Annotated in this window: 17 protein-coding genes and 1 pseudogene; 15 read left to right on the top strand and 3 right to left on the bottom strand. The window is 58.5% G+C overall.

Annotated features, from left to right (window positions below; genetic code table 11):
* Positions 1-3: 3 nt before the first annotated feature.
* From H8F22_RS05465 to H8F22_RS05425, 9 genes are all read left to right on the top strand, one after another.
* Positions 4-708, top strand: coding sequence for a succinate dehydrogenase iron-sulfur subunit (locus H8F22_RS05465; protein WP_010456852.1), 705 nt, complete (start codon positions 4-6; stop codon positions 706-708).
* 261 nt (positions 709-969) lie between these two features.
* Positions 970-3,801 carry a 2-oxoglutarate dehydrogenase E1 component gene (locus tag H8F22_RS05460; RefSeq protein WP_027922416.1) on the top strand — a complete coding sequence of 944 codons (2,832 nt, stop codon included), beginning with the start codon at positions 970-972 and terminating at the stop codon, positions 3,799-3,801.
* A gap of 42 nt (positions 3,802-3,843) precedes the next feature.
* Entirely contained in the window at positions 3,844-5,064 is a 1,221-nt protein-coding gene (gene odhB, locus H8F22_RS05455) for a 2-oxoglutarate dehydrogenase complex dihydrolipoyllysine-residue succinyltransferase (protein WP_010456848.1), read from the top strand.
* 97 nt (positions 5,065-5,161) lie between these two features.
* Positions 5,162-6,598 (top strand): dihydrolipoyl dehydrogenase, encoded by a 1,437-nt coding sequence (lpdA, locus tag H8F22_RS05450; RefSeq protein WP_027922417.1) that lies wholly within the window; start codon positions 5,162-5,164, stop codon positions 6,596-6,598.
* 198 nt (positions 6,599-6,796) lie between these two features.
* Positions 6,797-7,963 (top strand): ADP-forming succinate--CoA ligase subunit beta, encoded by a 1,167-nt coding sequence (gene sucC / locus H8F22_RS05445; protein ID WP_007898980.1) that lies wholly within the window; start codon positions 6,797-6,799, stop codon positions 7,961-7,963.
* Positions 7,963-8,844 (top strand): succinate--CoA ligase subunit alpha, encoded by an 882-nt coding sequence (sucD, locus tag H8F22_RS05440; protein ID WP_027922418.1) that lies wholly within the window; start codon positions 7,963-7,965, stop codon positions 8,842-8,844. The genes sucC and sucD overlap by 1 nt, the downstream gene beginning before the upstream one ends.
* Before the next feature lie 338 nt (positions 8,845-9,182).
* Positions 9,183-10,496 (top strand): branched-chain amino acid transport system II carrier protein, encoded by a 1,314-nt coding sequence (gene brnQ / locus H8F22_RS05435; protein WP_027922419.1) that lies wholly within the window; start codon positions 9,183-9,185, stop codon positions 10,494-10,496.
* A gap of 267 nt (positions 10,497-10,763) precedes the next feature.
* Complete coding sequence (locus H8F22_RS05430) at positions 10,764-11,501, top strand: DUF599 domain-containing protein (RefSeq protein ID WP_027922420.1); 738 nt, start codon at positions 10,764-10,766, stop codon at positions 11,499-11,501.
* Positions 11,501-11,902: an MAPEG family protein gene (locus tag H8F22_RS05425; protein ID WP_027922421.1), complete on the top strand. Its 402-nt coding sequence runs from the start codon at positions 11,501-11,503 to the stop codon at positions 11,900-11,902. Before H8F22_RS05430 ends, H8F22_RS05425 begins: the two co-directional genes overlap by 1 nt.
* 67 nt (positions 11,903-11,969) lie before the next feature.
* Here H8F22_RS05425 and H8F22_RS05420 read toward each other — a convergent pair whose 3' ends face one another.
* A complete protein-coding gene (locus H8F22_RS05420) occupies positions 11,970-12,203 on the bottom strand; it encodes a hypothetical protein (RefSeq protein ID WP_027922422.1) in 234 nt (77 codons plus the stop codon).
* A 156-nt stretch (positions 12,204-12,359) separates the two neighbouring features.
* On the opposite strand from H8F22_RS05420, the gene H8F22_RS05415 reads away from it, so the two are divergent.
* From H8F22_RS05415 to H8F22_RS05400, 4 genes and pseudogenes are all read left to right on the top strand, one after another.
* Positions 12,360-12,836, top strand: a complete 477-nt coding sequence (locus H8F22_RS05415) for a PaaI family thioesterase (protein ID WP_027922423.1) — start codon at positions 12,360-12,362, stop codon at positions 12,834-12,836.
* Complete coding sequence (locus H8F22_RS05410; RefSeq protein ID WP_194939822.1) at positions 12,833-13,285, top strand: PaaI family thioesterase; 453 nt, start codon at positions 12,833-12,835, stop codon at positions 13,283-13,285. Before H8F22_RS05415 ends, H8F22_RS05410 begins: the two co-directional genes overlap by 4 nt.
* An 80-nt stretch (positions 13,286-13,365) precedes the next feature.
* Complete coding sequence (gene htpG / locus H8F22_RS05405) at positions 13,366-15,270, top strand: molecular chaperone HtpG (RefSeq protein ID WP_027922425.1); 1,905 nt, start codon at positions 13,366-13,368, stop codon at positions 15,268-15,270.
* A gap of 75 nt (positions 15,271-15,345) precedes the next feature.
* Positions 15,346-15,477 (top strand): annotated as a pseudogene (locus H8F22_RS05400) (dienelactone hydrolase family protein); the annotation flags it as partial.
* 31 nt (positions 15,478-15,508) lie between these two features.
* Here the strand turns inward: H8F22_RS05400 and H8F22_RS05395 are convergent.
* The gene (locus tag H8F22_RS05395; protein WP_059181363.1) at positions 15,509-16,369 is read right to left on the bottom strand and encodes a pirin family protein; all 861 of its coding nucleotides are present in this window, start codon (positions 16,367-16,369) and stop codon (positions 15,509-15,511) included.
* 61 nt (positions 16,370-16,430) lie between these two features.
* Positions 16,431-16,847: an OsmC family protein gene (locus H8F22_RS05390; protein WP_059181362.1), complete on the bottom strand. Its 417-nt coding sequence runs from the start codon at positions 16,845-16,847 to the stop codon at positions 16,431-16,433.
* Between the two features lie 261 nt (positions 16,848-17,108).
* Between H8F22_RS05390 and H8F22_RS05385 the strand changes: the two genes are divergently transcribed.
* Together H8F22_RS05385 and H8F22_RS05380 are read left to right on the top strand one after the other, a co-directional pair.
* Positions 17,109-18,485: a pyridoxal-phosphate dependent enzyme gene (locus tag H8F22_RS05385; RefSeq protein WP_027922428.1), complete on the top strand. Its 1,377-nt coding sequence runs from the start codon at positions 17,109-17,111 to the stop codon at positions 18,483-18,485.
* Entirely contained in the window at positions 18,482-19,657 is a 1,176-nt protein-coding gene (locus H8F22_RS05380) for a trans-sulfuration enzyme family protein (protein WP_059181361.1), read from the top strand. The genes H8F22_RS05385 and H8F22_RS05380 overlap by 4 nt, the downstream gene beginning before the upstream one ends.
* The last annotated feature ends 59 nt before the right edge of the window (positions 19,658-19,716 follow it).

Raw genomic sequence — 19,716 nt, 5'->3', positions numbered from 1 at the left:
GCCATGTTGCAAGTCAGTGTTTATCGCTACAACCCTGATCAGGACGCCGCGCCGTTCATGCAGGAATTCCAGGTCGATACCGGTGGTAAAGACCTGATGGTGCTGGACGTGCTGGCCCTGATCAAAGAGCAGGACGAAGGTTTCTCCTATCGTCGCTCTTGCCGTGAAGGTGTTTGCGGTTCCGACGGCATGAACATCAACGGCAAAAACGGTCTGGCCTGCGTCACGCCGCTGTCTTCTGTCGTAAAAGGTAACAAGCTGATCGTTCGTCCGCTGCCAGGTTTGCCGGTTATCCGTGACCTGGTCGTCGATATGAGCATCTTCTACAAGCAATACGAGAAGGTTAAGCCATACCTGCAGAACGACACGCCGGCTCCGGCCATCGAACGTCTGCAGACCCCAGAAGAGCGTGAAAAGCTTGACGGTCTGTACGAGTGCATCCTGTGCGCTTGCTGCTCGACTTCTTGCCCGTCCTTCTGGTGGAACCCGGACAAGTTCCTGGGTCCAGCTGCTCTGCTGCAAGCGTATCGCTTCCTGGCCGACAGCCGCGACACCAAGACTGCCGAGCGTCTGGCTTCGCTGGATGACCCGTTCAGCGTATTCCGCTGCCGCGGGATCATGAACTGCGTCAACGTCTGTCCGAAAGGCCTGAACCCGACTAAGGCCATCGGTCACGTACGTAACATGCTGCTGCAAAGCGGCGTGTGATTCAGCTGCTGTAACTGCAAGACCGTTGTACCGAAGATGCTACGGCGCAGGCTTCAACCGGCGCCGTAGTCTTAACCTGAGCAGCAGCCCATAAAGCTGCGGCTCTTATTTTGAAGAAATGAGACAAGCAGGGGCATCCGGGCTGGTACCCGGACTATCAGCGTGATCCTAAGTGGCTTGTTTTGGTCGCTGCATTCGGACTTCTGCAAGTTTGCTCGGTGTCGACGCCGGTGGTGTTCCCCTAACCGAGGGTGACCAAGCATGCAAGAAAGCGTGATGCAGCGCATGTGGAACAGCGCCTACCTATCCGGTAGTAACGCTGCCTATGTGGAAGAGCTCTACGAGCTCTACCTGCACGACCCTAACGCTGTGCCAGAAGAGTGGCGCACCTACTTCCAGAAGTTGCCGGCTGACGGCAACACTGCCACCGATGTTTCGCACTCCACAATTCGCGATCATTTCGTCTTGCTGGCAAAGAACCAGCGCCGCGCACAACCGGTTTCCGCCGGCAGCGTGAGCAGTGAGCACGAGAAGAAGCAAGTTGAAGTGCTGCGATTGATCCAGGCCTACCGTATGCGTGGCCACCAGGCAGCCCAGCTTGATCCGCTGGGGCTGTGGCAGCGTCCTGCACCTGCAGACCTGTCAATCAATCATTACGGCTTGACCAATGCCGATCTTGATACGACCTACCGTGCCGGCGACCTGTTCATCGGCAAAGAGGAGGCGAGCCTACGCGAAATTCACGAAGCGTTGCAGCAGACATATTGCCGCACCATCGGCGCTGAATTTACGCATATCACCGATTCCGAGCAGCGCCAGTGGTTCCAGCAGCGTCTGGAAAGCGTACGCGGCCGTCCGACTTACTCCGCCGACATCAAGAGCCACTTGCTCGAGCGCGTCACCGCCGGCGAAGGTCTGGAAAAATACCTGGGCACCAAATACCCGGGTACCAAGCGTTTCGGCCTGGAAGGCGGCGAGAGCCTGATTCCAATGCTCGACGAGTTGATCCAGCGTTCCGGTTCCTACGGCACCAAGGAAATCGTCATCGGCATGGCCCACCGTGGTCGTCTGAACGTATTGGTCAACACCTTCGGCAAGAACCCGCGCGAGCTGTTCGACGAGTTCGAAGGCAAGAAGAAGGTCGAGCTGGGTTCCGGTGACGTTAAATACCACCAGGGCTTCTCGTCCAACGTGATGACCGCCGGCGGTGAAGTTCACCTGGCCATGGCGTTCAACCCGTCCCACCTGGAAATCGTTTCCCCGGTGGTTGAAGGTTCGGTTCGCGCCCGTCAGGATCGTCGTAACGACCCTACCGGTGAGAAGGTTCTGCCGATCTCCATCCACGGTGACGCTGCATTCGCAGGTCAGGGCGTGGTCATGGAAACCTTCCAGATGTCGCAGACCCGTGGTTTCAAGACCGGCGGTACTGTTCACATCGTGATCAACAACCAGGTGGGTTTCACCATCAGCAACCCGCTGGACTCGCGCTCCACCGAGTACGCGACCGACGTTGCGAAAATGATCCAGGCGCCGATCCTCCATGTGAATGGTGATGATCCGGAAGCCGTATTGTTCGTGACCCAGCTGGCCATCGACTACCGCATGCAATTCAAGCGTGACGTGGTGATCGACCTGGTCTGCTACCGTCGTCGTGGCCACAACGAGGCCGACGAGCCAAGTGGCACCCAGCCAATCATGTATCAGCAGATCACCAAACAGCGCACCACCCGTGAGCTGTATGCCGATCGTCTGACCCAGGCCGGCGTGCTGGACGTTGAGCGTGTTCAGGCGAAAGTCGACGAATACCGCAACGCGCTGGACAACGGTCTGCACGTGGTAAAAAGCCTGGTCAAAGAGCCGAACAAAGAGTTGTTCGTGGACTGGCGTCCGTATCTGGGCCACGCCTGGACCGCGCGTCACGACACGCGTTTCGATCTGAAAACCTTGCAGGAACTGTCCGCCAAGCTGCTGGAAATTCCGGAAGGCTTCGTGGTTCAGCGCCAGGTCTCGAAAATCTACGAAGACCGTCAGAAAATGCAAGCCGGCGGCCTGCCGATCAACTGGGGTTACGCCGAAACCATGGCGTACGCGACCCTGGCGTTCGAAGGTCACCCGATTCGCATGACGGGTCAGGACATCGGTCGCGGTACGTTCTCGCACCGTCACGCTGTCTTGCACAACCAGAAAGACGCGGGCACCTACATCCCGCTGCAAAACCTGTACAAGGGCCAGCCACGTTTCGACCTGTACGATTCGTTCCTGTCCGAAGAAGCCGTGCTGGCGTTCGAATACGGTTACTCGACCACCACGCCTGAGGCGCTGGTGATCTGGGAAGCCCAGTTCGGCGACTTCGCCAACGGTGCCCAGGTGGTTATCGACCAGTTCATCACCAGTGGCGAGCACAAGTGGGGCCGTCTCTGCGGTCTGACCATGCTGCTGCCGCACGGTTATGAAGGTCAGGGGCCGGAGCACTCGTCGGCTCGTCTGGAGCGTTACCTGCAACTGTGCGCCGAGCACAACATTCAGGTAGCCGTACCGACCACGCCGGCTCAGATCTACCACTTGCTGCGCCGTCAGGTGATTCGCCCGCTGCGCAAGCCATTGATCGTTCTGACTCCGAAGTCGCTGCTGCGTCACAAACTGGCTATTTCGACCCTGGAAGATCTGGCCGAAGGTTCGTTCCAGACCGTGATCCCGGAAATCGACGCCCTGGACCCGTCCAAGGTCGAGCGCATTGTTCTGTGTAGCGGCAAGGTCTACTACGACCTGCTGGAAAAACGCCGTGCTGAAGGTCGTGACGACATCGCCATCGTGCGTATCGAGCAGCTGTACCCATTCCCTGAGGACGACTTGAAAGAAGTCCTGGCTCCTTACACCAACGCCAAACATGCCGTCTGGTGTCAGGAAGAGCCGATGAACCAGGGTGCCTGGTACTGCAGCCAACACCACTTGCGTCGTAGCATCAGCAATCTCAACAAGTCTCTCGTACTCGAGTACGCGGGCCGTGAGGCTTCTGCTGCACCTGCTTGTGGTTATGCGTCGATGCACGCTGAGCAGCAGGAAAAACTGCTGCAAGACGCCTTTACTGTTTAACGCCTTCGCGCACCTGAAACCGAATTTAAGGACCCACAGATAATGGCTATCGAAATCAAAGCCCCCACCTTCCCGGAATCGGTTGCCGATGGCACCGTTGCCACCTGGCACAAAAAGCCGGGCGACGCTGTAAAGCGTGACGACCTGATCGTCGACATCGAAACCGACAAGGTTGTGCTGGAAGTGTTGGCGACTGCTGACGGCGTACTGGGCGCTATCGTCAAGAACGAAGGCGACACCGTTCTGTCCGACGAGGTCCTGGGCTCCATCGAAGCGGGCGGCGCTGCTGCTGCCCCGGCTGCCGCTGCTGCTCCGGCCGCTGCACAAGCTGCTGCTCCAGCCGCTGAAGGCGAAGACGATCCTGTTGCTGCACCGGCTGCTCGCAAGCTGGCTGAAGAAAACGGCATCAACATCGCTTCCGTTGCCGGTACTGGCAAAGGCGGTCGTGTGACCAAGGAAGACGTGGTTGCAGCGGTTGCTGCCAAGAAAGCCGCTCCGGCTGCCGCGCCAGCCAAGGCTGCTGCACCTGCTGCCGCTGCTCCTGTGTTCGCCGCTGGCGACCGCATCGAGAAGCGCGTTCCGATGACCCGCGTTCGCGCTACCGTGGCCAAGCGCCTGGTAGAAGCTCAGTCGAACATGGCGATGCTGACCACTTTCAACGAAGTCGACATGACCGAAGTCATGGCCCTGCGTTCGAAGTACAAGGACCTGTTCGAGAAGTCCCACAACGGCGTACGCCTGGGCTTCATGTCGTTCTTTGTGAAAGCGGCCACCGAAGCGCTGAAACGCTTCCCGGCTGTCAACGCGTCGATCGACGGTGCTGACATCGTTTACCACGGCTACGCCGACGTTGGTGTTGCTGTTTCCAGCGACCGTGGTCTGGTTGTACCGGTTCTGCGTAACGCCGAACTGATGAGCCTGGCTGAAATCGAAGGCGGCATCGCTACCTTCGGCAAGAAAGCCCGTGATGGCAAACTGTCGATGGACGAAATGACCGGCGGCACGTTCACCATCACCAACGGTGGTACCTTCGGTTCGATGATGTCGACCCCGATCGTCAACCCGCCGCAAGCGGCTATCCTGGGCATGCACAACATTCTGCAGCGTCCGATGGCGATCAACGGTCAGGTCGTTATCCGTCCGATGATGTACCTGGCTCTGTCCTACGATCACCGTCTGATCGATGGCAAAGAAGCTGTGACCTTCCTGGTTACCATCAAGAACCTGCTGGAAGACCCGGCTCGTTTGTTGCTGGATATCTGATAGAAGCAGCCGCGAGCTGCAAGCTTCAAGCTGCAAGAAATGGCAGTTTGGCTTGTAGCTTGCGGCTTGAAGCTTTTCGCTAAAGAGGATTTTTTGAATGTCGCAGAAATTTGACGTAGTAGTGATCGGCGCGGGCCCTGGCGGCTACGTAGCTGCCATCAAAGCAGCTCAGCTGGGTCTCACCACCGCCTGCATCGAGAAGTACACCGACAAAGAGGGCAAACTGGCCCTCGGCGGTACTTGCCTGAACGTCGGCTGCATTCCATCCAAGGCGCTGCTGGACAGCTCCTGGAAGTTCCACGAAGCCCAAGACGGCTTCGCGATCCACGGTATCAACCACGCTGGCGTGACCATGGACGTGCCAGCAATGGTCGGCCGTAAAGCCAACATCGTCAAAGGCCTGACTTCGGGTGTTGCCACCCTGTTCAAGGCTAACGGCGTGACCTCGATCCAGGGCCACGGCAAACTGCTGGCTGGCAAGAAAGTCGAAGTCACCAAGCCTGACGGTTCGGTAGAAATCATTGAAGCCGAGAACGTGATTCTGGCTCCAGGTTCGCGTCCGATCGACATTCCACCCGCTCCGGTTGACCAGAATGTGATCGTCGATTCGACTGGCGCGCTGGAATTCCAGTCCGTACCTAAGCGTCTGGGCGTGATCGGCGCTGGCGTGATCGGTCTGGAGCTGGGTTCGGTCTGGTCCCGTCTGGGCGCAGAAGTGACCGTTCTTGAAGCGCTGGACACCTTCCTGATGGCCGCTGACGCTGCCGTTTCCAAGGAAGCGCTGAAAACCCTGACCAAACAGGGTCTGGACATCAAGCTGGGCGCTCGCGTGACCGGTTCCAAAGTGAACGGCGACGAAGTCGTTGTGAACTACACCGATGCCAACGGCGAACAGAACATCACGTTCGACAAGCTGATCGTAGCCGTTGGTCGCCGTCCGGTGACCACTGATCTGCTGTCCGCTGATTGCGGCGTGACCCTGGACGAGCGCGGTTTCGTGCACGTTGATGATCACTGCGCCACCACCGTACCGGGCGTCTACGCCATCGGCGACGTGGTTCGCGGCATGATGCTGGCACACAAGGCCTCGGAAGAGGGCATCATGGTCGTCGAGCGCATCAAGGGCCACAAAGCCCAGATGAACTATGATTTGATCCCTTCGGTTATTTATACTCACCCGGAAATCGCGTGGGTGGGTAAAACCGAGCAGGCCTTGAAGGCTGAAGGCGTTGAAGTTAACGTTGGCACCTTCCCGTTCGCAGCCAGTGGCCGTGCCATGGCAGCCAACGATACCGGCGGTTTCGTCAAAGTCATCGCCGATGCCAAGACTGATCGCGTATTGGGCGTCCACGTGATTGGCCCGAGCGCTGCAGAACTGGTTCAGCAGGGCGCGATCGGTATGGAATTCGGCACCAGCGCTGAAGACCTGGGCATGATGGTTTTCTCCCATCCGACCCTGTCTGAAGCCTTGCACGAAGCTGCTCTGGCAGTGAATGGCGGCGCCATTCACATCGCCAACCGCAAGAAGCGTTAAGACACAATAAGAAACCACGGCGGTATGGCCCGTCGTGAGCCTTGCATGCAAGTCTCACCGCGGAATATCCGCTGGACGCAGTCTTGCGTAGCTGCACCGGTTGTCCGGAAAGGCTACGCAAGCAGCAGTCACAGGTGGTGCGGCACTTGAACAAGTGCAGCACCGAATGCGCAGTACCTAACGAAGACGGTAATAAGCATGAATCTTCACGAGTATCAGGGTAAGCAGCTGTTCGCTGAATACGGCCTGCCAGTTTCCACCGGTTACGCAGTAGACACCCCGGAAGCAGCAGCAGAAGCTTGCGACAAAATCGGCGGCACCGAGTGGGTTGTCAAAGCCCAGGTTCACGCTGGTGGTCGCGGTAAAGCGGGCGGCGTTAAGCTGGTTCGCAGCAAAGAAGACGCTAAGGCATTCGCACAGCAGTGGCTGGGCAAGCGTCTGGTGACTTACCAGACTGACGCCAATGGTCAGCCAGTCACCAAGATCCTGGTTGAATCGTGCACTGATATCGCTAAAGAGCTGTACCTGGGCGCTGTCGTTGACCGTTCGAGCCGTCGTATCGTGTTCATGGCTTCCACCGAAGGTGGCGTGGACATCGAGAAAATCGCTCACGACACTCCAGAAAAAATTCTGAAAGCCACTATCGATCCACTGGTTGGCGCTCAGCCATTCCAGGGTCGCGAGCTGGCATTCCAGTTGGGTCTGGAAGGCAAGCAAGTTGCTCAGTTCGCCAAGATCTTCGTAGGTCTGGCCAAGCTGTTCAAGGATCACGACCTGGCTCTGCTGGAAGTGAACCCGCTGGTGATCAAGGCTGACGGCGATCTGCATTGCCTCGACGCCAAGATCAACATCGACGCCAACGCCATGTACCGTCAGCCTAAGCTGAAGACTTTCCACGATCCGTCGCAAGACGATCCGCGCGAAGCGCACGCTGCCAAGTTCGAACTGAACTACGTAGCACTGGAAGGCAACATCGGTTGCATGGTCAACGGTGCTGGCCTGGCCATGGGTACCATGGACATCGTCAACCTGCATGGCGGCAAACCAGCCAACTTCCTCGACGTGGGCGGCGGTGCTACCAAAGAACGCGTTACCGAAGCGTTCAAGATCATCCTGTCCGACACTAACGTCGCTGCAGTATTGGTCAACATCTTCGGCGGCATCGTTCGTTGCGACATGATTGCCGAAGGCATCATCGGTGCAGTGAAAGAAGTCGGCGTGAAAATCCCGGTTGTTGTTCGCCTTGAAGGCAACAACGCTGAGCTGGGCGCTAAAGTACTGGCAGAAAGCGGTTTGAACATCATCGCTGCTACCAGCCTGACCGACGCTGCTCAACAAGTCGTTAAAGCTGCGGAGGGCAAATAATGAGCGTCCTGATCAATAAAGACACCAAAGTTATCTGCCAGGGTATTACCGGTTCGCAAGGTAGTTTCCACACCCAGCAAGCGCTCGAATACGGCACCAAGATGGTTGGCGGCGTAACTCCGGGCAAAGGCGGCACCGAGCACCTGGGTCTGCCAGTGTTCAACACCGTGAAAGACGCTGTAGCTGCCACTGGCGCCACCGCCAGCGTGATCTACGTTCCGGCTCCTTTCTGCAAAGACTCGATCCTGGAAGCAGCCTTCGGCGGCATCAAGCTGATCGTTTGCATCACTGAAGGCATTCCTACCCTGGACATGCTGGACGCTAAAGTTAAGTGCGACGAGCTGGGCGTAGTCCTGATCGGCCCTAACTGCCCAGGCGTGATCACTCCAGGCGAATGCAAGATCGGCATCATGCCAGGTCACATTCACTTGCCAGGCAAGGTCGGTATCGTTTCCCGTTCCGGCACCCTGACCTACGAAGCTGTTAAGCAGACTACTGACGCCGGTTTCGGTCAGTCGACTTGCGTCGGCATCGGCGGTGACCCGATCCCGGGTTCGAACTTCATCGACATCCTGAAGCTGTTCCAGGAAGACCCGAAGACCGAAGCGATCGTGATGATCGGTGAGATCGGCGGTTCGGCTGAAGAAGAAGCGGCTGCCTACATCAAGGCACACGTGACCAAGCCGGTTGTTTCCTACATCGCTGGTGTGACTGCCCCTGCAGGCAAGCGCATGGGCCATGCTGGCGCAATCATCTCTGGCGGCAAGGGCACTGCAGACGAGAAGTTTGCTGCCCTGGAAGACGCAGGCGTTAAAACCGTGCGTTCGCTGGCAGACATCGGCAAGGCTTTGTCCGAGCTGACCGGTTGGGCGATGAAGTAAGCCTCGCGCTTAATTCACGCTTCACCAAACAAAGGCCACCTTCGGGTGGCCTTTGTCGTTTCCAGATGATCGTTCCTACGCAGAGCGTGGGAGCATCTGTCCTGAAGGATGAAATTTATATACGTAAACGCGACACAGAAACGTCGCGTATCGGATAGTTCGCCCTCTAATAGTGCGTTTTCAAGTCAAATTCGTTAGGCTAGCCGCCATTTTTGCGTGCGCGACCCACAAGGTTGCTACGCGCTAAAGGGTCAGTCTCATACGGACCGACAGCATTTCCCTCACCCCACAGGGAAATCCCTCTCTAAATTCCGATTCAGTAGTGTGGTATTTCCTTAATGAAAGTGTTGAAAGGCCAGGACATCCTGGCACTTGGTTTTATGACGTTTGCCCTGTTTGTCGGGGCTGGCAACATCATCTTCCCGCCTATCGTCGGTTTGCAGTCCGGGCCTAATGTCTGGATGGCGGCGCTGGGCTTTTTGATCACCGCAGTCGGTTTGCCGGTGATCACGGTTGTCGCACTGGCGAAAGTCGGTGGTGCGATGGATGCCCTGAGCAGCCCGATCGGTAAAATCGCCGGGGGCCTGCTGGCTGCCGCGTGCTACCTCGCTGTCGGCCCGCTGTTCGCCACCCCGCGCACCGCGACCGTATCGTTCGAAGTAGGCCTGGCGCCGCTGACCGGCGAGAGCCCATTGGCGCTGTTCCTCTACAGTTCGGTGTACTTCCTGCTGGTGTTCTTCATCTCGCTGTATCCGGGCCGTTTGCTGGATACCGTAGGGCGTTTCCTCGCACCGATGAAGATCATCGCCCTGGCCGCGCTCGGCATCGCCGCGTTCGCGTTGCCGGCCGGTGATATTGGCCAGGCCACGCCTGAGTACGTAGCAGCACCGTTTTCTCAAGGCTTCATTAATGGTTACCTGACCATGGATACCTTGGGCGCCTTGGTGTTCGGCATCGTCATCGTCAACGCGATCCGCTCCCGAGGCGTGGAATCGCCGGTGCTGATTACCCGCTACGCGATCATTGCCGGGCTGATTGCCGGCGTAGGCCTCGCGCTGGTTTACGTCAGCCTGTTCCGTCTCGGTTCGGGCAGCCATGAAGTGGCCGCCGGTGCAACCAACGGTGCGGCGGTATTGCACGCCTACGTTCAACACACCTTCGGTTCGTTGGGCAGCGGTTTCCTTGCAGTATTGATCTCGCTGGCCTGCCTGGTGACGGCGGTCGGTCTGACCTGCGCCTGCGCCGAGTACTTCAGCCGCGTGCTGCCACTGTCCTACAAGACCTTGGTGATCATCCTGGCGGTGTTCTCCTTGTTTGTGTCCAACCTGGGCCTGACCAAGCTGATTGCGTTCTCGATCCCGGTACTGACCGCGATTTACCCGCCCTGCATCGCTCTGGTAGCCCTGAGCTTCTGCAAGGACTTCTGGCACGAGCAGGGCCGCATTGTCGGTCCAGTGATGCTGGTGTCGTTCATCTTCGGCCTGATCGACGCGCTCAAGGGCGCAGGTCTGGCGGACTGGATGCCGACTCAGTTGTCGCACCTGCCGCTGAGCGAGCAGGGCCTGGCGTGGCTGGTGCCTTCGGTCATGACCCTGGTGGTCGCGGTGGTTTGCGATCGTCTGCTGGGCAAGCGCGAAGAAGCGCTGGCTTGAGTCGCTGAACGGCCGGTCACAAGCGGGCCATCAAGCTGAAACTGAAATGCCCCGTATCAATCGATACGGGGCATTTTTTATGGGCGTGATGCAGTGTCTTTTCCCTTGAGCTAACGTCGAAGGGTTGCAAGTTTCCAATGTAGGAGTGAGCCTGCTCGCGATGGCGATTTTACGCTCAGCAGAGATGTTGACTGATCTACCGCTATCGCGAGCAGGCTCACGCCTACAAGGTTTCGAGTATTTCGCCCTTACATCACAAGGACCTGCATGTCGTTCATCCACGCCAACCTGATCCACATCCTCGCCGCGCTCTGGTTTGTCATCTGCTGGGGCGGTTACACCCGGTACGCCTCATGGAAGGGTCGCGACACCGCGTGCCTGGCCAGCGTGTTGCACCTGTACCGCGAAGACTGGATGCGCCGCATGCTGCTACGCGACAACCGCATCGCTGACGCCAGTGTGATCGGCAACCTGGAGCGCAACGCCTCGTTTTTCGCTTCCAGCACCTTGATCATCCTGGCTGGCATCCTCACCGTGCTCGGGGCGTCCGAAAGGGCGGTGTCGTTGCTGGCGGACATTCCGATGGTGCAACAGGCGTCCCAAGGGATGTCGGAGATCAAATTGCTGTGCCTGGCGCTGGTGTTTGTCTACGCGTTCTTCACGTTCAGCTGGTGCATGCGCCAGTACAACTTCGCGGCGATTCTGGTGGGCTCCGCGCCGATGGTGGGTGAGCGCCACGTGTCCGAACAGGAACGCAAAGCCTTTGCGGCTCGTGCGGCTCGGGTCATCTCGATGGCGGCCAACCAGTTCAACTTCGGCCTGCGTTCCTATTATTTCGGCATGACCATGTTGGCCTGGTTTGTCAGCCCGTGGCTGTTCATGCTGATGAGTGCCGGCGTCGTGCTGGTGTTGTATCGCCGGGAGTTTCATTCCGACGTTCTCGACGTGATGGTCTATACCCCTACAGAGGCACCCTTGCCCGAGGCGAACAGAGAGGCCGTTTGATGAGTATTCCGTTCTGGTGTGTGTTTATCAGCGCATTGCTGATTTACGTGGCCCGCATACCGGTGGCCAAGGCGATGAAAGAGCAGGGCGGTTACAACAACCACGCCCCGCGCGAGCAACAGGCGCACCTCACGGGCTTCGGCGCCCGTGCCGTGGCCGCGCATCAGAACTGTTTCGAGGCCTTTATATTGTTTGCGGTGGGGGTGTTGATGGCGCACACCACGCAAACGGCGGGGTGGCTGATCGACCTGCTGGCGATCATCTTTGTGATCACGCGCGTTATTTACTTACTGTGTTACTGGGGCGATTTGCCCTGGCAGCGCAGTCTCGTCTGGGTTGTCGGTTTCGTCTGTTCATTGTTGTTGATGATTAGTCCGACTTTTAGAACCGTTTTACTCTAACGGCGCCAATCACAGGCAAAAGAAAACCCGCACTTGGCGGGTTTTCTTTATCACGCTAAAAACTGATTTAGTTTTTAGGTGCTTCTTTTACGGCGGCTTCGTTCGATTCAGCCTGAGCTTTGGCAGCTTCGGCGTTTTCTTTCGCAGCGTCGTTCACTTTATCCTGAGCTTTGCTCATGTCTTGCTGAGCTTGCTCAGCATGTTTAGTCGCATCTTGAGCTTTGTCCTCGGATTTTTTATCGCAGGCAGCGAGACCGAGGGAAGCGGTCAACATCAAGGCAATAGCTAAAGTCTTACGCATGGGGTGTTTCTCCTTATGGATATAACTACTGGCCTTTCGAGCACAGCCCACAGCGTTAAGTTCCTCAATTCGTTCAGATATATAGTTTTGTGATGCGATGGAACTTTTGCCCGCAGACGAGCTACTTTGATCGAGCACTAAGAAGAGTTTTTTGAAATGGCCGAAAACCCCGTTTTTGAGCGTGCGACGCGATTCATGTCGGCGTTGCGTCATTGTCAGGTCCTCGGACTGCGAGTTCACAGCGCCAGTAATGACGGACTAACGGTCATCTTGCCCTACAGCCCGCAAATCGTCGGCGACCCGCAAACCGGCGTCATTCATGGCGGTGCGCTGACATCGCTGATGGATACCGCGTGCGGCATGTCGACCCTGTGCGTGCTGCCCGAATTCGAGGTTTGCCCGACCCTTGATTTGCGCATCGATTACATGCACGCCGCCGAGCCGCATAAGGACGTCTATGGCTTCGCCCAATGCTATCGAGTGACCACTGACGTGATTTTCGCCCGTGGTTTTGCCTATCAGGACGATCCCGAGCACCCCATCGCCCACGTCGTCGGCACGTTCATGCGCATGGGCAAAGCCATCAAAGGCACCAAAGGCTTTGGCGGCGTCATCGCCGGAGGTGCGCAATGACCTATTCCTTCAAGGAACAACTGCAACAGGCCCACGAGAAGGGCGACTACGCCTCGCTGTTGCACCTGATTCCCTATGCCAAACTGATCGGCGTCGAATGTTCGCGGGTGGGGGATGATCTGCTGTTTCGCCTGCCAGCCAACAAGGACAACATTGGTAACCCTTTACTGCCGGCGATTCATGGCGGTGTGATCGCCGGGTTCATGGAACTCTCGGCGGCGCTGCACCTGCTGATTCTCACCGGTTCACCGGGCGTGCCGAAAATCATCGACTTCTCCCTCGACTACCTGCGCGCCGGGCAGTTTCGCGATACCTGGGCCAAATGTCAGGTGTGCCGCCAGGGGCGCCGGGTCGCCAACGTGGCCGTTACCGCCTGGCAAAGCACCGAAGCCGAGCCCATTGCGACGGCTCGCGCCCATTTCAAAATCGAAGAGCCCTTGAAATCCTGAACACAGCCCCCAACTTTGATGACATCCCGCCGCCGACCCTCAAGGTCGCGGCTTAGCCATCTGATTGGAGTTTGATGACCATGAGTGTGGAAACTCAAAAGGAAACCCTGGGCTTCCAGACCGAGGTGAAGCAATTGCTGCACCTCATGATCCATTCGCTGTATTCCAACAAGGAAATTTTCCTTCGCGAATTGATCTCGAACGCCTCTGACGCTGTCGACAAATTACGTTTCGAAGCCCTGTCCAAGCCTGAGTTGCTGGAAGGCGGCGCCGAACTGAAAATCCGTGTGAGCTTCGACAAGGACGCCAAAACCGTCACCCTCGAAGACAACGGCATTGGCATGAACCGTGAAGAAGCGATCACCCACCTGGGTACCATCGCCAAATCCGGCACTGCCGATTTCATGAAACACCTGTCTGGCGATCAGAAGAAAGATTCGCACCTGATCGGTCAGTTCGGTGTGGGTTTTTATTCTGCATTCATCGTCGCCGACAAAGTCGACGTGTTCAGCCGTCGTGCCGGTGATTCGGCCAGCGAGGGCGTGCACTGGTCGTCCAAGGGCGAAGGTGATTTCGAAGTCGCCACTGTCGAGAAAGCCGAGCGCGGCACTCGCATCGTCCTGCACCTGAAGTCCGGTGAAGACGAATTCGCTGATGGCTGGCGTCTGCGCAACATCATCAAGAAGTACTCCGACCACATTGCCCTGCCGATCGAGTTGCCAAAAGAAGTGGCCGCTGCCGAAGGTGAAGAGCAGCCTGCCGCCGAATGGGAAACCGTCAACCGCGCCAGTGCCCTGTGGACCCGTCCTCGCACCGAAGTGAAGGACGAGGAATACCAGGAGTTCTACAAGCACGTTGCTCACGATTTCGAGAACCCGCTGAGCTGGAGCCACAACAAGGTCGAAGGCAAGCTTGAATACAGCTCGCTGCTGTACGTGCCGGCCCGTGCTCCGTTCGACCTGTACCAGCGTGAAGCGCCGAAAGGCCTGAAGCTGTACGTGCAGCGCGTGTTCGTGATGGACCAGGCCGAGTCGTTCCTGCCGCTGTACCTGCGCTTCATCAAAGGCGTGGTCGATTCCAACGACCTGTCGCTGAACGTGTCGCGCGAAATCCTGCAGAAAGACCCGATCATCGATTCGATGAAGTCGGCGCTGACCAAGCGCGTTCTGGACATGCTGGAAAAACTGGCGAAGAGCGAGCCTGAGCAATACAAGAGCTTCTGGAAGAACTTCGGTCAGGTCATGAAAGAAGGCCCGGCAGAAGACTTCGCCAACAAAGAGAAGATCGCTGGCCTGCTGCGTTTCGCATCGACCAACGGCGATGAAGGCGAGCAAGTGGTTGGCCTGGCCGAATACCTGGCTCGCGCCAAGGAAGGTCAGGACAAGATCTACTACCTGACCGGCGAAACCTACGCGCAAGTCAAAAACAGCCCGCACCTGGAAGTCTTCCGCAAGAAAGGCATCGAAGTGCTGCTGCTGACCGATCGTATCGACGAGTGGCTGATGAGCTACCTCAACGATTTCGACGGCAAGAGCTTTGTCGACGTGGCACGGGGTGACCTGGACCTGGGCAATCTGGACTCGGAAGAGGACAAGAAAGCTGCGGAAGAAGTCGCCAAGTCCAAAGAAGGTCTGGTTGAACGTCTGAAAACTGCACTGGGTGACTCGGTGGCTGAAGTACGGGTTTCCCACCGTCTGACCGATTCTCCGGCGATCCTGGCGATCGGCGAGCAGGACCTGGGCCTGCAAATGCGTCAGATCCTGGAAGCCAGTGGCCAGAAGGTTCCGGAGTCGAAGCCGATCTTCGAGTTCAACCCGGCTCACCCGCTGATCGAGAAGCTCGACAACGAGCAGAGCGAAGAGCGTTTCGGCGACCTGTCGCACATTCTCTTCGATCAGGCGGCACTGGCTGCCGGTGACAGCTTGAAGGACCCGGCCGCGTATGTGCGCCGTCTGAATAAGCTGTTGGTTGAACTGTCGGTTTAACTGCGTTGTAAAAAAAACCCGCTTCGGCGGGTTTTTTTCATTCTGGTGTTTTTAAGCAGGAGTGAATCATGAGCCTGCGCACTGGACCTGGCCCGCACGGGTGCGCCGTTGAAAGCGGCAGTGTCGTTCCACGGCACGCTGGATTCACCTGATCCGGCGGACGCCAAAAACATCAAGGGCTCGGTGTTGGTACTGCACGGTGCTTCGCGAGCAGGCGGTGTAAGGTTCACCGAAGAGGCTACGGCAATTCGATCCGCTCACTTTCCCCCGGCACCGTCGGCCAATCCCCGGCCGCCCAGCGCCGCCGCGCCTCATCGATAACCGCCGGATCACTCGCGACAAAATTCCAGTTGATCCGCCGTGGCCCGTCCAGTGGCGCGCCGCCAAACAACACGGCGTGACAGTCGCTCTCGGCAAACAGCGTCATCTCTTCCCCCGCTGGCAACACCACCAGCGCATTCGGTTCCAGCGCCTCGCCATCCAGCTGCGCTTCACCGCTCAAGATATACAACGCGCGTTCTTCATGCTCGGTGGGAATCAGCAGCGTGGTCGCCGTCTGCAGGTTCAATTCCGCGTACAACGTAGGAGAAAGCACCGGCACCGGCGATTCCAGGCAAAAGCCTGACCCGGCAATCATGCGGATCTTCACGCCAAGGTTATCGCTGACCGGCAAGGTGCTCGCCGGATGATGGCTGTAGTGCCCCGGACCCTGTTCATGTTCCTTGGGCGAGGCCAGCCAGATCTGCAAGCCGTGCATCGTAAAGCCACTGCCTTTCAACGCTTCAGGTGTGCGCTCGACATGGGCAATCGCGCTGCCGGCGGTCATCCAGCTGACATCGCCGGCATTGACCACCTGATCGGAACCGAGGCTGTCCTTGTGCTGGATTTGCCCTTCAAACAGATAGGTGAGGGTCGACAGGCCGATGTGCGGATGCTGACGGATGTTCATGCCTTTGCCCGCCGGATAGCGGGTTTGCAGCATGTGGTCGAAGAACACAAAAGGCCCGACACTGCGGCATTTGGCAGACGGCAACGGGCGAAGAATCGGCTGGCCTTCGACATCTTCGGCGCGGGGGCGGATCACGAGCGGAGTGTTCATGCTGCATTCCAGGCTGAGCGGGTGATGCGTGGAGCATAACCCGCTTGCGCAGCCCTTGCCGCTATTGGCTGAATGCACCTTCGGACAGGTGGGTTTCGATGCTGACGTCGGTGGTGGTCATCAGTTTGTGGACCGGGCAGCGGTCGGCTACGCGGTGCAATTCATCGCGCTGCGCATCGGTGAGCACACCCTTGAGGGTCAATTTGACGTGCAGGGCGTATTTGCCTTTCAGCTCTTCGCTGTTGTCGCGTTTGACCTCGACGGTGACACCGGTCAGCGGGATGTCCTTTTTCTTCGCATACAGCTTCAGGGTCAAGGCTTTGCATGCGCCCAGGGCCGCATCGAAATAATCGTGGGGCTCTGGCGCCGAGCCCTCGCCGCCGGATGCGGTCGGCACATCGGCAAACAGTTCGTGGTCATCGATTTGAACGCTGTGGCGAAAACCTTCGGCGGAAACGGTATTGACGGTAACGGTCATGGAAAGCCTCCCAGGCTGGAAAAGTCGTTCGATCAAAAATGACCTTGAAGTTATAGAGCATTCCTCTGCGGTCGCGTTCCACTTTCTTGCGGGCTGATCCTCGTTCGCTGAAGGGGAACCGGATTACCGGCCGGCCGTGCGCGGTTGCGAATGAGGCAATCGCGGCCTATGGTCCAAGCGAGGTATTGCCTGCGACTGTCACACAATGACGCGCCGCAGGTTGGTGTCCATCCAGTGCGAAAACCATAGCAAGGTGAAGACATGCCAAACGACTCCCGCCCCGCCGTACTCGAACTGATTGGCAACACGCCGCTGGTGCGCGTTAGCCGCTTCGATACCGGCCCGTGCACGCTGTTTCTCAAACTTGAATCACAAAACCCCGGCGGTTCGATCAAGGACCGCATCGGCCTGGCGATGATCGACGCCGCCGAGCGCGACGGTCGCCTGCAACCCGGCGGCACCATCGTCGAGGCCACGGCTGGCAACACCGGCCTGGGCCTGGCGTTGGTCGGCCGGGCCAAGGGCTATCGCGTCGTGTTGGTGGTGCCCGACAAGATGTCCACCGAAAAAGTCCTGCACCTCAAGGCGATGGGCGCCGAGGTGCATATCACCCGCTCCGATGTCGGCAAGGGCCATCCCGAGTACTACCAGGATGTCGCCGCGCGGCTGGCCAAGGAAATTCCCGACGCGTTCTTTGCCGATCAATTCAACAACCCGGCCAACCCGCTGGCCCACGAATGCAGCACCGCACCGGAGATCTGGGCGCAAACCCAGCATGATGTCGATGCCATCGTCGTCGGCGTCGGTTCGGCCGGGACGCTGACGGGCTTGACCCGGTTTTTCAAACGCGTGCAGCCGAACCTGGACATGGTCCTGGCCGACCCGGTTGGCTCGGTGATGGCCGAATACAGCCGCAGCGGCACCCTCGGAACGCCCGGTTCGTGGGCAGTGGAAGGCATTGGCGAAGACTTCATTCCCTCGATTGCCGACCTGTCCAGCGTGCGCCACGCGTATTCGATCAGCGACGAAGAAAGCTTCGATCATGCCCGCCAACTGCTGCGCGCCGAGGGCATTCTCGGCGGTTCGTCGACCGGCACCTTGCTGGCGGCGGCGCTGCGCTATTGCCGCGAGCAAACCGAGCCGAAACGGGTTGTGAGTTTTGTCTGCGACACCGGCACCCGCTACCTGTCGAAGGTGTACAACGACCAGTGGATGAACGATCAGGGTCTGCTGCAATACAAACGCTACGGCGATCTTCGCGACCTGATCTCGCGCCGTTTCGAGGATGGCCGGGTGATCAGCGTCGGCCCGGACGACACGTTACTGACCGCTTTCCAGCGCATGCGTCTGGCGGACGTGTCGCAACTGCCGGTGCTGGTGGACGGCCAGCGGTTGGTCGGGGTGATCGACGAGTCCGACATTCTGCTGCGGGTGCATCAGGACGCCTCGCACTTTCGCTTGACGGTGGCCAGCGCGATGACCGACAAACTGCAAACCCTGCCGGCCGCTGCCAGCCTGGCTGAGCTGCAGGCGGAGCTTGATCGTGGGCTGGTGGCGATCATTGCCGATGCCTCGGGCTTCCATGGCCTGATTACCCGCGTCGACCTACTCAATCATCTACGGAGATCCCTGGCATGAGTCACGATAAAGATGCTGCGCCCCATGGCTTCGCCACTCGCGTGATCCATGCCGGGCAGGCGCCGGACCCTTCCACCGGCGCGTTGATGCCGCCGATTTACGCCAACTCCACCTATTTGCAGCAAAGCCCGGGCGTGCACAAAGGCCTCGACTACGGTCGCTCGCACAACCCGACGCGCTTTGCGCTGGAGCGTTGCGTGGCGGATCTTGAAGGCGGCACCCAGGCGTTTGCGTTTGCGTCCGGGCTGGCGGCGATTTCCACGGTGCTCGAACTGCTCGATGCCGATTCGCATATCGTCTCGGGCAATGATTTGTATGGCGGCACATTTCGCCTGTTCGACAAGGTGCGTCGGCGCAGCGCCGGGCACCGCTTCAGCTTTGTCGACCTGACGGACCTTTCGGCCTTCGAAGCGGCGCTGCAGGACGATACGCGCATGGTCTGCGTCGAGACGCCGAGCAATCCGTTGTTGCGCCTCACGGACCTTGCCGCCATCGCGCGCATTTGCCGCCAGCGCGGCATCATCTGCGTGGCCGACAACACCTTCGCCAGCCCGTGGATCCAGCGTCCGCTGGAACTGGGCTTCGATGTCGTGGTGCACTCGACCACCAAGTATTTGAACGGACACTCCGACGTCATCGGCGGCATCGCGGTGGTTGGGCAGAACGCCGAGTTGGCCGAACGCCTGGGCTTTCTGCAAAACGCGGTGGGCGCGATTGCCGGGCCGTTTGACGCGTTCCTCACCCTGCGTGGTGTGAAGACCCTGGCATTGCGCATGGAGCGTCATTGCAGCAACGCATTGGCGCTGGCGCAATGGCTGGAACAGCAGTCGCAGGTCGCGCGGGTCTACTACCCGGGGTTGTCGTCACATCCGCAGCACGAGTTGGCGCGGCAGCAGATGCGCGGTTTCGGCGGGATGATCTCACTCGATCTGAACACTGATCTGGCGGGTGCCAAGCGCTTTCTGGAAGGTGTGCAGATCTTTGCGCTGGCAGAAAGCCTGGGCGGGGTGGAAAGCCTGATTGAGCACCCGGCGATCATGACCCACGCCACGATTCCCGTCGATACCCGTGCGGAGCTCGGCATCGGTGATGCGCTAGTGCGGTTGTCCGTGGGGGTTGAGGACGTCGAAGACTTGCGCGCCGATCTGGCGCAGGCACTGGCGCGGATCTGACGGTTCAGCAGGCAAAAAAAATCCGGAACCCTTAGTGGATTCCGGATTTTCATTTCGAT

It is taken from the genome of Pseudomonas mucoides (genome assembly GCF_015461845.1).
GTDB lineage: Bacteria > Pseudomonadota > Gammaproteobacteria > Pseudomonadales > Pseudomonadaceae > Aquipseudomonas > Aquipseudomonas mucoides.
The sequence above is the reverse complement of the archived record's forward strand: the minus strand, read 5'-3'. Positions and strand labels throughout refer to the sequence as shown.